This window comes from Streptomyces sp. NPDC048416, from assembly GCF_043200435.1.
In the GTDB taxonomy this organism is placed as follows: domain Bacteria; phylum Actinomycetota; class Actinomycetes; order Streptomycetales; family Streptomycetaceae; genus Streptomyces.
The window spans coordinates 40327-56286 of the sequence record NZ_JBICXU010000003.1 but is presented as its reverse complement, the minus strand read 5'-3'; the positions used below and the strand labels follow the sequence as shown (position 1 = coordinate 56286).

General features: G+C 72.9%; 11 protein-coding genes and 1 pseudogene. 3 read left to right on the top strand and 9 right to left on the bottom strand.

Translation table 11 applies throughout. The features are described from left to right. Positions 1-247 precede the first annotated feature (247 nt). The 4 genes and pseudogenes from ACGFW5_RS05000 to ACGFW5_RS04985 form a co-directional block, all read right to left on the bottom strand. Positions 248-1175: pseudogene (locus tag ACGFW5_RS05000) on the bottom strand (LD-carboxypeptidase). A gap of 2 nt (positions 1176-1177) precedes the next feature. Beyond that, positions 1178-3157 (bottom strand): prolyl oligopeptidase family serine peptidase, encoded by a 1980-nt coding sequence (locus ACGFW5_RS04995; protein WP_393832780.1) that lies wholly within the window; start codon positions 3155-3157, stop codon positions 1178-1180. A gap of 14 nt (positions 3158-3171) precedes the next feature. Next, positions 3172-4509, bottom strand: coding sequence for a M20/M25/M40 family metallo-hydrolase (locus ACGFW5_RS04990; RefSeq protein WP_393832779.1), 1338 nt, complete (start codon positions 4507-4509; stop codon positions 3172-3174). After that, complete coding sequence (locus tag ACGFW5_RS04985) at positions 4502-5335, bottom strand: M55 family metallopeptidase (protein ID WP_393832778.1); 834 nt, start codon at positions 5333-5335, stop codon at positions 4502-4504. Before ACGFW5_RS04985 ends, ACGFW5_RS04990 begins: the two co-directional genes overlap by 8 nt. A 226-nt stretch (positions 5336-5561) precedes the next feature. Between ACGFW5_RS04985 and ACGFW5_RS04980 the strand changes: the two genes are divergently transcribed. After that, entirely contained in the window at positions 5562-6173 is a 612-nt protein-coding gene (locus ACGFW5_RS04980; protein WP_393832777.1) for a flavin reductase family protein, read from the top strand. Between the two features lie 235 nt (positions 6174-6408). On the opposite strand, the gene ACGFW5_RS04975 is transcribed toward ACGFW5_RS04980, so the two are convergent. Then, on the bottom strand, positions 6409-7623 hold the full coding sequence (locus tag ACGFW5_RS04975; RefSeq protein ID WP_393832776.1) for a hypothetical protein: 1215 nt from the start codon (positions 7621-7623) through the stop codon (positions 6409-6411). 359 nt (positions 7624-7982) lie between these two features. Between ACGFW5_RS04975 and ACGFW5_RS04970 the strand changes: the two genes are divergently transcribed. Then, entirely contained in the window at positions 7983-8366 is a 384-nt protein-coding gene (locus ACGFW5_RS04970; protein WP_393832775.1) for a hypothetical protein, read from the top strand. 228 nt (positions 8367-8594) lie between these two features. Next, on the top strand, positions 8595-9317 hold the full coding sequence (locus ACGFW5_RS04965; RefSeq protein WP_393832774.1) for a VOC family protein: 723 nt from the start codon (positions 8595-8597) through the stop codon (positions 9315-9317). Positions 9318-9415: 98 nt separating this feature from the next. Here ACGFW5_RS04965 and ACGFW5_RS04960 read toward each other — a convergent pair whose 3' ends face one another. The 4 genes from ACGFW5_RS04960 to ACGFW5_RS04945 form a co-directional block, all read right to left on the bottom strand. Beyond that, entirely contained in the window at positions 9416-10162 is a 747-nt protein-coding gene (locus ACGFW5_RS04960) for a class I SAM-dependent methyltransferase (RefSeq protein ID WP_393832773.1), read from the bottom strand. 133 nt (positions 10163-10295) lie between these two features. After that, positions 10296-12728: a SpoIIE family protein phosphatase gene (locus ACGFW5_RS04955; protein ID WP_393832772.1), complete on the bottom strand. Its 2433-nt coding sequence runs from the start codon at positions 12726-12728 to the stop codon at positions 10296-10298. A gap of 134 nt (positions 12729-12862) precedes the next feature. Next, a complete protein-coding gene (locus tag ACGFW5_RS04950; RefSeq protein ID WP_393832771.1) occupies positions 12863-15292 on the bottom strand; it encodes an MFS transporter in 2430 nt (809 codons plus the stop codon). A 190-nt stretch (positions 15293-15482) separates the two neighbouring features. Continuing rightward, a complete protein-coding gene (locus tag ACGFW5_RS04945) occupies positions 15483-15926 on the bottom strand; it encodes an SRPBCC family protein (protein ID WP_393832770.1) in 444 nt (147 codons plus the stop codon). Positions 15927-15960: the final 34 nt, after the last annotated feature.

Sequence of the window (15960 nt, the reverse complement as noted above, 5' to 3'; positions counted from 1 at the left end):
TGTCCTCCACGGCAAGCGGGCCTACCGATCGGTAGGCCCGGGCGCCCTCATGCTGTGTCAGGGGAAACTTCGGCGTCAACGCCTACGACACAAGCGGTTGGCGCTGTTGCGGCGTGCGGGGGTTTTCGGCCGGTGACCGGCGGGACCGGCACGCGCTCCTGGGAGTGTCTGCCAGGTGGCGTCGTCCGCCGCCGGCCGGGCGGGTCGGCGAGGACACCACCCGGGGCCGTCATGCGTGGCCGGCCGGTCAGGCCAGGGCGGGCAACTCCAGGGTGAGGGTGCCTTGTTCGGCGTCCAGGAGCGCGGGCACCCCGAGGGGCATGGTCAGGGCGTTGTCGCAGTGACCGAAGCCGAGGTTTTCGACGACGGGCACACCGAGCGGACTCAGGCGTTCGTGCAGGACCGGCCGCACCCTCTCGGCGTAGGGCCCGCAGTCCTTCCAGGAGCCGAGGGCGATGCCCGTGACGCCTTCGAACCTGCCCGCGCGCAGGAGTTGGGTCAGGGCGCGGTCCAGGCGGTAGTCCTCCGCCGACATCTTCCAGGAGGAGCAGGCCACCGGCGGCGGACGGTCTGGCGTGCGGGGTGGCGAGCTCCGCGGCGAGCAGGGACAGGCATCCGCCGGCAGTGACGCCACGTGCCCGGCCGGGCACCAGGGGGCGGGCGCCGGGCAGGCCGAGGGTCATCGCGGCCTCGGGCTCGAACAGGGTGGTGCGCAGGGACTCCTGGGTGGTCGCGTTGTCGATGAAGGCGACGGTGGACGCCATCGGGCCGTGCAGGGTGGCGAGGCCGAGCCGCACGGCGAACGCCTCGTGCAGGGCCGTCACGTCGCTGTAGCCGATCAGCACCTTGGGCCCGGCGGCCCGCAGTGCGTTCCAGTCGAGGAGGTCGACCATGCGCTGGGCCCCGTACCCGCCGCGGCCGCACATCACCGCGTCGACCGTGGGGTCGCACCACGCTTCCTGGAAGTCGCGGGCCCGCTTCTCGTCCTCGCCCGCCAGGTATCTGAACTGCGGGTGCCGTTCGGTCACTTGGGGGGTGGTGACGGGGGCGAGGCCCCAGCCGCGCAGGACGTCGAGCCCCGCCCGCAGGCGTTCCTCGACGACGGGCCCGCTGGGGGCGACCACGGCGATCCTGGCGCCGGGGCGCAGCCGGGGCGGGCGGGTGAGTGCGGCCATGCTCACTTGGCGAGCTCCAGGAGGGGAATGTCGTCACGGTCGATCGCGAACACCTGGGCGTACAGGGAGAGTTCGGCTTCCAGTGCGCGGATCACGGTGTCGGCGCGGCGGAAGCCGTGGCCCTCGCCCTCGAAGGTGAGGTAGGCGTGCGGGATGCCGCGTCCGGCCATCTTCTCCAGGAACTGCTCGCACTGCACGGGTGGGCAGATCGCGTCGTCCAGGCCCTGGAGCAGCAGGAAGGGCGCGGTGACGCGGTCCGCGTGCCGGCCGGGCGAGCGGTCGTGGTAGCGGCCGGGCACGTCGGCGTGGGGGCCGATCAGGCTCTCCAGGTACTGGGATTCGAAGTCGTGGGTGACGCCGAGCCAGCTCGTGAGGTCGAGTACGGGATAGCTGATGGTGCCGCAGGCGTACACGTCGGTGGTGGCGAGCGAGGCGGCCGTGGTCCAGCCGCCGGCGCTGCCGCCGCGGATCGCGAGGCGGCGGGGGTCGGCGGTGCCCTCGTCGGCCAGGGCGCGGGCGACGGCGGCGCAGTCCTCGACGTCGACGACGCCCCACTGTCCGCGCAGCCGGTTGCGGTAGGCGCGGCCGTAGCCCGTGGAGCCGCCGTAGTCGACCTTGACGACGCCGATGCCGCGCGAGGTGAAGTAGGCGGCCTCCATATCGAGCGCGAGGGACACGTTGCTGGTGGGGCCGCCGTGTGCCCAGATCACGAAGGGCGCCCGTTCGCCGGCCGGTGCGGTCCTCACGGGGCTGTGCGGCAGGTGGACGTGGGCGTGGATGTCGCGGCCGTCGGGCCCGGTGAAGGTGCGGATCATCGGCTCGGGGTAGTACGCGGGGTCCACGGTGTCCCGGTGGCCGCGGTCGATCGCGCGGGCCCGGCCGGTGGCGGTGTCCAGTTCGACGAGTTCGGCGCCGGTGCGGGGGCTCGCGGCCACGCCGACGACGCGGCTGCCGTGGGCGGCGAGCGTCGAGCTCCACGCGGTCCAGGGTCCCGCCGCGTCGACGAGGTCGCCGCTTCGTGGATCGAGTATGCCGAGCGTGGTGGCGCCCTTGCCGTGCACGACGGCGATCAGGCCGCTGTCCAGTGGCTGGAACCAGCGCCGCCCGATCTGCCAGAGCGGGCCCGCGAACTCCTCCTCGCGGGGGCAGAGCGCCGTCGTGGTCCCTTCGGCGGTGTCACCGCGGTACAGGTTCCACCAGCCGCTGCGGTCGGAGGTGAACAGGAGTTGCCCGTCGGGGGCCCAGTCGGCCTGGGCGATGGACTCCTCGGGCCCTCCGGCGAAGGTCCGGGCCGCGCGCAGCGCGCCGTCCTCGCCGACGTCGGCGAGGATCAGCTCGGTGCCGTCCCACGGCATCCGCGGGTGGTCCCAGGCGATCCAGGCGGCAAGGCGGCCGTCGGGCGAGAGCCGTGGCCCGGTGATGAAACGGTGCCGCCCGTCACTCAACTCCCGTACCAGTCCCCGGCCTTCGGCGGCGGATCCGTCCAGGGGCACGGCCGCGACGACGCGGCGTACGTCGGTGGGGGCCTCGCCGGTGTACTCCTCAAGGACGCACCACACTTCGCCGCGCTCCAGATCGATACGGAGGTCGGCCCAGCGCAGCCCTGCCCCGAGCGTGGACACGGGTGTGAGGGGGCGGGGCTCCGCGACGGTGTCCGGCTCGTAGGCGTAGAGCCGCTGGTCGGGGAAGTGCACGAAGACGACGAGGGGTCCGTCGTCCGGCCGGGCGGCGCCGTCCCAGGGGGTGCCGCCGTACTCCATGATCCGGCTGCGCACGTTCCACGGCTCGGGCAGCACCGCCCGCGCCTGCCCGTCGGGGCGGCGGCGCATCAGCACGCTCCTGCCGCCCTCGGCGGGGCGCGACTGCGTCCACCACAGCTCGTCCCCGACCATGGTGAGGTGGTCGGCGTTCCCTTCGTGGGCGGCCGCGCGGGCCGCGTCGATCGGTGACGGCCAGCTTCCGTAGGCCCCGGTGGGCACCATCGTCGCAACTCTCCCTATGCGGACCGCAGATAGTGGTCGAGGACGCGGACGCCGAAGTGCAGGGCGTCCACGGGCACGCGTTCGTCGACGCCGTGGAACAGCGCCTGGTAGTCGAGGCCGGGCGGCATCCGAAGCGGCGCGAAGCCGTAGCCGGTGATGCCGAGGCGCGCGAACTGCTTGGCGTCGGTGCCGCCCGACATGCAGTACGGCACGACGTGGCCCTCCGGCGCGAACCGTTCGAGGGCGGCCTTCAGTTTGCGGTAGGTCGGCGAGTCCACGGGGGCCTGAAGTGCGACACCCGCGTGGTAGTGGTCCCAGTCGACGTCGGGTCCTGTCAACTCGTCCATGGTGGCGCGGAATTCGGCCTCGGCGCCGGGAACGGTGCGCCCGTCGACGTACGCGGTCGCGCGCCCCGGAATGACGTTGACCTTGTAACCGGCGTCCAGCATCGTCGGGTTGGCGCTGTTGCGGATGACCGGCGCGACCAGGGCGGCGGCGGGGCCGAGTTTGCCCAGGAGTTCGTCGGCGTCGAAGTCCTCGGCGTCCGGGTCGGCTTCGATGCCGTGCAGCGCGGCGAGTGCGACGAGGCTCGCGCGGACCGTCGGCGTGATCCTCACCGGCCACTCGTACGCGCTGATGCGGGTGACCGCCGCGGCGAGGCGGCTGACCGCGTTGGCGTGGTTCACCTTGGAGCCGTGGCCCGCGCGTCCCTGCGCGGTGAGCCGCAGCCAGTCCGTGCCGCGTTCGCCCGCGCCGACCGGGTAGATCTCCATGCCATCGCCGGCGTGGAAGGTGACGGCGCCCGACTCGCCGATGCCCTCGGTGCAGCCCTCGAACAGTTCGGGATGCTGGTCGGCGAGGAAGGCCGCGCCGTCGATGGCGCTGTCCTCCTCGTCGGCGGTGAACGCGAGCACGATGTCCCGTCGTGGGCGCACCCCGTGCCGCGCCCAGGCCCGTACGACCGCGAGGACCATGGCGTCCATGTTCTTCATGTCGACCGCGCCGCGGCCCCAGACCACGCCGTCGCGGACCTCCCCCGAAAAGGGGTGCACGCTCCAGTCGGCGGGCTCGGCGGGCACCACGTCGAGGTGGCCGTGCACGAGGAGGGCGTCGGCCGACGGGTCGCTGCCCTCGATCCGGGCCACCACGTTGGTACGCCCCTCGGTGCGTTCCAGCAGGCGGGGCTCAAGGCCCGCCGCCGCCAGCCGTTCGGCCACGTACTCGGCCGCCGGGCGTTCTCGGCAGTCGCCGCCGCCCCGGTTGCTGGTGTCGATCCGGATGAGCCCGGAGGTGAAGGCCACCACCTCGTCGAGCGCCACCTGATCGGCCGTCTCCACCTCAGCCTCAGCCATACTGCTCCTCCACCGCGGACGAGACGATCGTGGTGACCGCCTTGAAGGTGCGGATTCCCTCATACATCGTCAAACTGGTGTAGGAAACGCGCCGTTCACCCGTACGCGCCACTCCCGGCACCACGGTGGCCGCGTCGGCCAGGTGCTCGGCGTCGAACTCGATCGCCACGGTGAACGGTCCGCCGTCCACGGGCGTGGTTCTGCGGGCGAGCTCCGTGGCTTCCTTCGCCGCGGCCCTGATGTCGCCGGCGGTGCGGGCCGGGGTGCGGCACACCGCCGCGTACCGCGAGACATGGTCCTTGACGGCGACCTTGCGGGCAGCGGGCGCATAGCCCTCGGCGTCGGCGCAGGTGAGGTCGTCGCCGGTCACCAGGACCACGGGCACCCCGTACTCGGCGACGACATGGGCGTTGAGCAGCCCCTCGCTGGCGCGGACGCCGTTCAGCCACACTCCGGTGATGGAGTTGGCGAGGTAGGTGTGGGCGAGCACGCCCCGCGCACCGGCCCCGGTGTGGTAGCCCACGAAGGCGATGCCGTCGACGTCGCCGTGCTGGATCCCCTCCACCATGGACAGCGACTTGTGCTTGCCGGTGAGCATCTGAGCCCGCTCGTCGAGCCGCTCCAGGAGCAGGTTGCGCATGGACCAGTGCGCCTCGTTGATCAGCACGTCGTCCGCGCCGCCGTCGAAGAATCCGAGCACGGCCGCGTTCACGTCGGAGGTGAACATCGCCCGGCAGCGCTCCCACTGGGGCGTGCCCGGCAGCACATCGGCCGGCCAGGTGACTCCGGTGGCGCCTTCCATGTCGGCGCTGATGAGGATCTTCATGCCGCCCCACGGTACCTGCCACGCCCATACCGGGCCAGGGGCCGCACCGTCGCCAGTGGTCTACACCTGTGGGGGTGCGCATCGGCGCGGGGCCGGGTGCCGGGGCCGGGCCTCGGCGTGCGGTGCCGATTCGCCCTTCGCGCTGTTCAACCGCCTTGTCGGCGAACGGAGTCGGCGGGTTTCCGTGCGGCCGAAGCCCGGGGGGCGGGCCGTGGATACTGACGGTATGCGTATTGATTTCGACCCCGCCGTCATGTCCTCCGCGGAGTTCTACCGGCTGCTCACGGCGACCGTGGTGCCGCGTCCCATCGCGTGGGTGTCCACGGTGGCGGCGGACGGCACCCCCAATCTCGCACCGCACTCCTTCTTCACGATTTCCTCCGTCGCGCCGCCCGTCGTCCAGTTCACCTCGGTGGGGCGCAAGGACTCGCTGCGCAATGTCGAGGCGACCGGCCAGTTCGTGGTCAGTCTGGCTCCGGAGCCCTTGATGAGTCAGGTCAACGTCACGGCGACCGCCTTCCCGCCCGGCGTCAGCGAGTTCGAGCAGGCGGGCCTCGGCACCGAGCCCAGCCTGCGGGTGAAGCCGCCGAGGGTCGCCGAGTCCCCGGTCGCCCTGGAGTGCGAGCTGCACAGCACGCTCGGCATCGGCAATTCGACGGTCGTGTTCGGCCGGGTGGTGCACGCGGTGATCTCGGACGAGGTGATGGTCGACGGCCACCCGGAGATCGGCCGCCTGGCGCCGCTCGCGCGGCTCGGCCGGGACGAATGGGGCACTGTCGGCGCCGTGCGCAAGCTCAGCCGGGTCCCGTACGCGCGGGACGAGGCGGACGGCGCCTGAGAAAAGCCGGTCCCGCCCCGCGGACGCGTACAGCCGGCGTCTGGACGGCGGGGCGGCCGGCGGGACGCCGGGAGGAGCGCTTGCGCCGGTTGCCGTGGCGCCGCGGCCGAGGGGGGCGATGCGGCCGATGCGGCCGGGCCGATGCGGCGGGCCGTTGCGGCCGGGCCAGGTAGACGCACCGGACGAGCCGCCTTGGCGGTCGCCCGCCCATCAGCCGCGTCGACGACCCTGCGGATCAGTACCTCTGGCGCCCGGCGGCGGACACCGTGTGCAACTGGTCGAGGCGCCGCTCCACGGCCTCCAGCGCACCGTTCTGGCGCCCCGGCACCTGCTGGCGCAGGGCGATCAGGACGGGCGCGAGCGATCGGGCCCGATCGTGGTCGGAAAGCTGCTCCCACTGGTGGTGCGCGCGGTCGACGGCCGCCTGGACGTCGGCGTCGTCCGTGGCCTGCCGTCGGGCCAGCCGGGCCTGGGCGCAGGCCATCCACAGTTCACAGGAGCGTGCCGGATCCCGCGCGAGCCGGGCGAGGTCGGCGCGGACCTCCAGCCAGTGCAGTGCCTGCGACGACGCCGGGCCGTGGGAGCGCAGTGCCTCGCTCTCCCACACCGCCGCCATCGAGGCCGCCTCCCCATGGCGCCCGGCGCGGGCGGCGGCCAGGATCGCCGGATGCGGATCGGCCGCCCCGGGCGGGGCGGGCGGAACGGACGGCCGGGCGGGCGGCACGGGACGGGTCCGCGTCTCCCCGCCGGTGGCGGCAGACGCGGACAGCGGGGCGGCGTCGGCGGGCCTCTGCGCCGCGCCGGTGGGCGAGGCGTCCGGGGACAGGCGCAGCGCATCGAGAGGTCCGGTGCGGTCCGCCGCGTAGGCGTGCAGCTCGGCGAGGGAGGGCCGGGCACCGCCGCGCCACACCTCCGCGTACGCCTTCAGATAGTCGGGCGAGGCGATGGTGCGACGAGACGCGGGCGGGGTGACCCGGCCGTACAGCCGGACACCGTCGCCGAGGGACAGGCCCTCCTGTCGCAGCCGCTCCCAGGCGGCCGCGTCGGCCACCAGATCGACGATCACCGTGGTCGTGCCGGGCCGGCGCGCCTGCAACGCCTGGGCCGGCCAGCTCAGGGGCAGGCCCGTGTAGCGGACGCTCGCCTGAGTGGTGCGGGCGAGCGCGAGATGCACCTGGTGCTGTCGGGCATCGACGTGCAGCTGACCCGCCAGATACACGGTCAGCGGCCCGGGCACGGCAGCCACGGCGCGGATCCTGGTCAGCACGGTCTGCGGATCGACCGGATCGGCGAGCTCCACGACGCTGGCCGCGTCCGTACCGGTCAGCACACCCGGGGGCACCGCGGCCAGTCCCGGCAGCACCGACGCCGCGTCGATGAGACGCCCCTTGTTGGCCGGGGCGGCCGCCAGCAGCAGCGCCGTACCCGGTTCTTGCCCCTTGATCAGCACACGAGCACCGTATCCGGTCCGCCCGGCCCGTTGTCCCGCGCTCGGCCCAACTCCCGGGCGGGGAACGGCAAACCAGAGATAGGGGCGGTAATCGGGAAAACCCGCTCGGTCGGGACAATCCGATGCGGTGCGACCAGTCGGCAAAACGCCTCACCGCACCCGCGGCGGCCGGATCGACGCAACGCTTCCCGCGCCCACGACCGGCCGGCCCGGGGCGAACCCCCGCCGGCGCGCCGGAGGCCTGGCGGGCGGGACACGGCGCAGCTCATCGCGCGGGCAGCCCATGTCTGATCCCGGAGCCGGGGTCGGTTCGCGTGGCCCGGGCCGGGCGGTGGAGCGATGCTGAGAACGTGATGACCGTGCTGCTTGTAGCCACCGACGAGGAAGCCGCCGTGCTGCGCGAGCACATTCACCGCAACCCGCACTTCCGCGTCATCGCGCACACCCCCAGCCCCCGGCTCGCTCTGGCGCAGGCCCATGTCCTGCTGCCCGACGTCACCGTCCTCGACCCGAGCATGAACGGCGACAGCGACCCGGCCGCCCTGTTCACGGGCCTGCGTGCGCTGGCTCCGCCCAGCGCCGTCGTCCTGCGTACGACCCCCGCCGCGGGCGCGTTCCCCGAGCTGCGCGGCGTCCTTGAGGAGGGCGCCGTCCACACCGCCGCGCGGGACGACCACGAAGCGCTCATGCAGGCGCTGCTCACCATCGGGCGGCGCCGGGAGAGCTGCGACCCCGACCACTGAGCCGGGCGGCCGCGCGGCCCGGCCGCCGGGATCGCGTCGTACGGGTCCGGCATGCGCGGACGAGCCCCGCGCGGGACAATGGTGGGGTCTGTGTGCCGGTGTGCCGGAATGCCGGGGAATGAGGTTTTCGTGACGCCGTCGCCGAGAAGTGCCGACATCACCGCGGAGCCGCCCGCCGCGGGTGGGCGGAGCACGTGCGTCGTCGGGGCGCCGTGCTGGGTGAGCCTGATGGCCCGGGATCTGGATGCCGCGCTGGGTTTCTATGGTGCGGTGCTGGGGTGGACGTTCCGGTCGGGGGCGTTGGGTGAGGAGTTCCGGATCGCGTTGGCGGGCGGGGTGCCGGTGGCCGGGATCGGTGCGCTGGCTCCGGCGTTGCAGGTGGCGGTGGCGTGGACGCCGTATTTCGCGGTGGAGGACGCGGATGTCACCGCGAGCCGTATCCGGGAGCGGGGCGGCACGGTGGCGGTGGGTCCTGTCGCGCTGCACACCGGGCGCGGGGCGCTGGCGGCGGACCGCGACGGTGCGGTGTTCGGCCTGTGGCAGGGCCCGCTGGTCGCGCAGTGGGAGACGTGGCGCGACACCGCGCCGGCCTGGACGCGGCTGCACACCCGGGACGCGTTCGACGCGGCGATCTTCTACGGCGAGGTCCTGGACTGGGCGTGCGAGCGGCCGGGGTGCTGCGATGTGCGCTACGAACACGACGAGGTGGTGCTGCGCCACGGCGGGCATCCGGTGGCCCGGCTGACGTCGGGGGCCATCGAGGCCGCGCCCGATCCGAGTCTGCGTCCGCACTGGCACACCCACTTCACCGTCGAGGATCCCGGCGCCCACGCCGGGCTCGCCCGCGAGCACGGCGCGACCGTCCTGGCCGAAGGCACCTCGCCCACCGGTCCCTGGGTCCGCCTCAGCGACCCCGACGGAGCCACCTTCACCCTCAGCACCCCCGGCTAGGCAGTGCGCGAAGGGCCCGCTCGTCCCGGCCGACAGGGCTCAGGGTGCCTTCGCCGCCGGGCCCGCCGCACGCCCCGCCACCGCCACCATCCAAGGCCTCAGGGCGTCTTCGCCGCCGGGCCCGCCGCACGCCCCGCCACCATCCAACGGGACGGCAGCTCGATGCGCCGGCCGTCGGGGGTGTACTCCGTGGTGAGGAGCGGGAGTTCACCCTCGGCGAGCACCGAGAGACCCGCCGTCGCGAGCAGTTCCCCAAGGACACGGTCGGAGACTTCCGCGGGCGCTATGCCATGGGCGAAGACCGGCCGGAGTTTGGGCGGTGGGCCCGCCGGGCTCTGGGCGAGGCCCATCAGGACCGGTTTCGCGCCCTCGGCGAGCTCCACCACGAAGGCCCGGCCCGTGTCGCCGAGCAGCGTCGCGATGGCGTCCGCCACGGGCTGGCGGTCGGCCGGATCACACTGGTGCAGCACTCCCCGTACGTACACATTGGCGTCGCCGAGGCGATCGCGCAGGGCGTGCACCGCCTCGCTGTCGGCGGCGTCCAACTGCTCGAACTCCGCTTCGCACGCCGGGTCCTGGCTGCGGGCGCGCTCGACGGCGGCGAGTGAGAGGTCGACGCCGGTCACGTTCGCGTAGCGGCCCGCGAGGTAGCGGGTCTGGGTGCCGTTGCCGCAGCCGAGGTCCACCATGGCCAGCTCGGGGTGGTCGATGCGGGCGGCGAAGTGGGCCAGGTGACGGGCGGCCGTGAGGGCGGGTTCCGCGTCCCAGAAGACCGTGCCCTGCTCGTTCGGCGCCTCGCGCCAGAACCCCTCCCAGGCGTCCTTGTACCTACTCGTCACGCTCATGACCGACTCCCCAGGCAGCATGCACAGTGTCAAGATCGGTCTACCGTGCGGGGCGCGCGCCGGGCAAGCGTCCGGCGCACACCTTCACCTGCCGTTCGAGCAGGGCGAGTTGGGACGGCCCGCAAGATCCTCGTCAGCCGGTGGGGCGGGAGGTGGGCGGGAGCGACACGTCGAACCAGACGGTCTTGCCGTTGCCGGTGCGGCTCGTGCCCCACTCCCGGGCGAGCGCGCTGACCACCCGCAGGCCCCGGCCCGCCTCGTCGTCGGGGCCCGTGCCGAGCAGGGACGGCAGGGTGTGGTCGTCGTCGACCACCTCGCACAGCAGCGCCTCCGTCCGCACCAGACGCAGCTCGACCTGACGGCCGTGGGCATGCCGGATGCCGTTGGTGACGACCTCGCTGACCAGCAGTTCGACGGTTTCGGTGACGTCCGAAAGGCCCCACAGGGCCATCTGTTCGCGGACGAGCCGGCGGGCCCGGTACACCTCCTTCGGGTCGACGGCCAGCCGCCACTCGGCGACGTCCTGGCGGGCGATGCCGTTGAGCCGTGCCATCAGCAGCGCGACGTCGTCCTTGCGCCCGCCGCGGGTGTTGAGGGAGCGGATGATGGTGTCGCAGGCATCGTCCATCGAGGCCGCGGGGTGGGCCGCCGACTCGCAGAGCGTGGCGAGCCCCACCCCTATGTCCTCGCCGCGCACTTCGACGAGCCCGTCGGTGCACATGACGAGACGGTCGCCGGGCTCGACCCGGATGCGGGCCGTCTCGAAGGGCACTCCGCCGACCCCGATCGGGGCGCCCGTGGGCAGTTCGAGGAGTTCGCTGCGGCCGTCGGCGGATCGTACGATCACCGGTGGGACGTGGCCCGCGTTGGCCATCAGGAGCTCGCCCCTGAGAGGGTCGTAGACCGCGTACAGACAGGTGGCGAGGTAGTGCTCGCCCAGGCGCTGCGCCAAGTCGTCCAGGTTGCGCAGGAGTTGGTCGGGCGGCAGGTCGAGAGCGGCCATGGTCTGCACGGCGGTACGCAACTGGCCCATCATGGCCGCGGAGTTGAGGCCGTGGCCCATGACGTCGCCGACGACGAGCGCGGTGCGCGAGCCCGGCAGCTTGATCGAGTCGAACCAGTCACCGCCGACGCGGCCGAGCAGGGTGCCGGGCAGATAGCGGGTGGCGGTGTCGCAGCCCGCCATGCGCGGGGTGACCTGCGGCAGCATCGAGTCCTGAAGGGTCTCGGCGACGCTCTCCTGGTAGGTGTACATGCGGGCGTTGTCGAGGACGAGCCCGGCGCGGGCGGCGAGTTCGGCGCCGGTGACGCGGTCCATGTCATTGAACTCGGCCCGTTCGGCGTGCCGCAGCAGGATCATGAAGCCGAGCACCACGTTGCGCGCCTTGAGCGGGACCACCAGCATGGAGCGTCCGTTGATGAGCGGCCGGATGTCGCGTTTTTCGAACTGCGAGGCGATGGCGGTGCCCATCTGCTCGCTGATCCGGGGCACCAGGACCGGCTCTCCGGACGTCATGCACTGGAAGAACGGGGTGTGCGCGGGGAACGGCATCGACTCGCCGACCGGCACCACGTCGTCCCAGCGGCCCGGCTCGTCGACGTGTTCGAGGGCGACCCGGTGCCACAGGGTGCGTGCGTCGGGCGGCCCGTCGGGGAAGCCCTCGCCGGCGATGACCTGCTCGCGCAGGTAGGTGCCGGCGACATCGGTGAAGCGCGGGACGACGGCGGCGCTGACTTCCTGGATGGTGCGGGACAGGTCGAGCGAGGAGCCGATGCGGCCGCTGACCTCGTTGAGGAATTCCAGCCGCTCGCGCACCGCGGCGTATTCGAGGTCCGCGGCGAATTCCGGCGAGCGGGGCTGGGCCCACGACACGGGCTCCATGGGGTGGCGGCGCCGCGCGGGCCGGTGTTCGGCGCGCCGGGGCACGCCCCAGTCGGGGGTGACGGGCACCCGGTCGTGCTGGCTGAACTCCAGGACGGGGTAGCCGAGTTCGAGGACCTGGGCCACGATGCGGGAGCTCTCGCCGACGCTCATGCTGGGCAGGATCTCGGGCAGCCGCCTGGCCAGTTCGTCGGCGCCGGGGAAGTCGGTGTGCAGGGCGAAGCCGGGCGCTATGCGCTCGACCGGGCCGGCCCCGTCGTCGGCCTCCTGGTGCAGCTGGGCCGCGTCGGCCGCCAGCACGAGCAGCCGCTCGGGGCCGGGGCCCACCAGGGGGTAGGCCCACCACAGGACGTCGGTGCGCTCCCGGCCGGGCTCGCGCAGCGTCGCCCGGCCGGTGCTGGGGTAGGCGGTGCGGCGCATCAGCGGGCCGTCGAGGCCGGGGCCGAACTCGTCGAAGACGTCATAGCCGTCGTCGTCGTAGCTCTGTTCCAGCGCCCCGGAGACCGGGAGCAGATCGGCGGCGGGCCTGCCGACCGCGTCCTCCTTGCCGGGGCCGAACAGCCTGCGTGCACCGGAGGACCAGTGCGACACCAGGCCCTCGCCGTCCACGACGATCACGGCGAGCGGGATCCGGCCGGCCACGGCGGACTGCTGTGCCGGCTGCGTCGGCGTACCACGGTCCATGGGTGGGAGGCTCCTTCCCCGCCGCGGCGAACGGCGGCTTTACCACCACCGTACGGCCATCGGCACACCGCGCGGGAGGCAAATCCACAATAGGCGTACGCCCGCGCGCACATGCCGGGCGCATTGACCAAAGGTCAGTCCTCGTGGCCGAGTTGGAGGTCGCGCTCGGTCCGTCCGCCGCCCGCGACCTGCAGGACCGTGGCCACCGGTGGATAGCCGGCCGCGATCACCGTGTACTCGCCGGAGGACAGGTCGACGAACCTGAAGGTGCCGTCGGGGCCGGTGGTGAGGGTGTCCACGACGTTGCCCGCGGCGTCCAGGAGGGTGACCCGGGCGTCCTGCACGGGACGTCCGCCGCCCGCGCGGACCGTGCCGCGCAGAACCGCGCCGCCCGCCAGCTCGATGTCCTGGCGGGTCTCCCGGGAGGACTGCACGCTCACCGGCACGGCGGCCGGGCGGAAGGCGGGTGCACTGGCGGCCAGGGTGTACTCCCCCGCGACCAACTCGCCGATGACATAGCCCCCTTCGCGCCCGCTGCGGGTGCTGGCCACGACCTCGCCGCGGACATCGGTGAGGGTGACGGCCGCGTCCCGTACGGGGCTGCCGTCGGCGGTGACGACGGTCCCGGCGAGCCGGCCTGCCCCGCCGAGGACCACGTCGAGGTCGACGGCACGTTCCCCGACCGTGACGGCGACGGCCTGCGGCTGGTGGCCGCCGGCCGCGGCGATCAGGACGTAGGAACCGGCGCCGGGCACACTCAGCGCGTACCGCCCGTCGGCGCCGCTCGCGCCGCGCCCGACCTGTTGGCCGCGTACGTCGACGAGGGTGAGGGCGGCGCGCGGCACGGTGGTGCCGTCGTGGTGCTGGACGGTGCCGCAGACCGGGACGCCGCTGACACAGCCGGAGCTCGGAGCGGTGCGGGCGTGGGGCAGGGGCGCGGTGTCGGCGGTGGTGGCCGAAGGGACCGTCTCGGCGGTGGGGGCGTTGTGGGACACCAGCGGTTTCTCCTTGAGGAAGAAGGCGAGGACGAAGCCGAGCACGAGCACCGGCACGAGGTAGAGGAAGATCCGCGGCATGGCGTCCGCGTACGCCCGGATGTAGCCGTCGCGCAGCGCCTGCGGCATGGCGTGCACCAGCTGCGGGGTGATCGACTCCGGGTCGGGCAGGCGGGCTCCGGAGGGAAGCCGCTCGGTCAGCGCGTGGGCGAGGCGGTTGGTGAACAGGGTGCCGAAGACGGCTGCGCCGACGCTGCCGCCGATCTGGCGGAAGTAGTTGTTGGCGCTGGTGGCGGTGCCGAGGTCGGCGGGGTCTGCGGCGTTCTGCACGGCGAGGATCAGGACCGGCATGACCAGGCCGATGCCCGCGCCGAGCACGGCCATCCAGATGCTGTACTCGACCCGGGGGGTGTCGGTGCCGAGCTTGGAGAGCAGCCACATGCCGACGGCGGACACGCCCGAACCGAGGATCGGGTAGAGCTTGTAGCGCCCGGTGCGGCTGATGAGCTGGCCGGAGATGATCGAGGCGCCGACGATGCCGCCCATCATGGGGAGCACGAGCAGGCCGGACTCGGTGGCGCTCGCCCCGTCGACCATCTGCAAATAGGTGGGCAGATAGCTCGCGGCGCCGAAGAGTGCGACGCCGATGACCGCGCCGACGAGCCCGGAGACGGTGAAGATCGAGTCGCGGAAGAGGCGCAGCGGGATGACCGGTTCGGCCGCGTGGTGCTCGACGACCAGGAACAGCAGAGTCGTTCCGGCGGCCCCCGCGGCGAGTCCCAGGATGGTGCGCGAGCCCCAGGCGTACTCGGTGCCGCCCCAACTGGTCAGCAGCACGAGGCAGGTGGACGCGGCGGCCAGGAGCAGCATGCCGAGCACGTCGAGGCGGGGGCGCACGGCGGGCCTCGGCAGCTTCAGGACGACCGTGATGACGGCCAGGGTGACCAGGCCGAAGGGCACGTTGATGTAGAAGCACCAGCGCCAGGAGGTGTGGTCGGTGAAGAACCCGCCGAGCAGGGGTCCTGCCACCGACGCGAGCCCGAAGACGGCGCCGATCAGGCCCATGAACCGGCCGCGTTGGCGGGGCGGCACGATGTCCGCGATGATCGCCTGCACGCCGATCATGAGTCCGCCGCCGCCGATGCCCTGCATGGCCCGGAAGGCGATGAGCTGGTCCATCGTGCGTGACCAGCCGGCGAGCGCGGAGCCGACGACGAAGACGAGGATCGCGAACTGGAAGACGGGTTTGCGGCCGAAGAGGTCGCCCAGTTTGCCGTAGATCGGCAGCCCGATGGTGGAGGCGAGGAGGTAGGCGGTGACGGCCCAGGAGACCTTGTCGAGGCCGTGCAGATCGCCGACGATCTTCGGCAGCGCGGTCGCGACGATCATCTGGTCGAGCGCCGCGAGCAGCAGGGTGAGCATCAGGCCGAGGAAGACCATGCGCACCCGGCGGGGTTCCAACGGCGCCGGGGGCGGCGGGAGTTCCCGCGCCGCCGACTCCGCCGGAGCCGCCGGAGCCGGAGCGGGCCGACCGGCCCGCTCGTCCTCCACCAGAGTGATCCCGCCCACGAAACTCTCCCCTCGTCACGCTGTGCGCCGAGGCATTTCTCGCATTACGCGACAACCGGGGCAAGCGAGGTGAGGGAGGGCGGGAGGCGTACGCCGGGCGCTTATGCGCTGGCGGGAGCCCCTACGGCGCACAACCGGGGCGGGGCGGAAGTCCACCCGAACCGGTGACCGCGAGGACGGTTACCGCGGGCTACTTCTCCGTCGTGGCGGCGAGCTTGTCGAGCATCGCGTCGTAGATGCGGCCAAGTCCCTTGGGCGCGAAGGTCCTTTCGAAGAATCCGCCGATGCCGCCGACGCCGTTCCACACGGTGGTGACGACGACCTTGGAGCGGCCCTCGCCCGCGGGTGTGACGGTCCAGGTGGTGACCATGGTGGAGTTGCGGTCCTTCTCGACCAGCCGGCCGTCGGTCGGCTCGGTGACGTCCAGGAGGCAGTCGCGCACGCGCTTGCTGGTGGCCTGGAGCTTCCAGTGGACGAGGGTGCCCTCGCCGTCGCCGCCCTCGCGGACCTCGTACTCGCTGAAGTGCTCCGTCAGGAGCCCCGGGCGGCCGTCCTTGTAGTCGGCCAGCGTGTCGAACACGGCCTCCGGATCCGCCGCGATGATCCGCTCCGTCGTGGCCTCGACCTGCGCCATGGCACTTCCTCCAGCAGTTGTGTTTCCGGGGTTT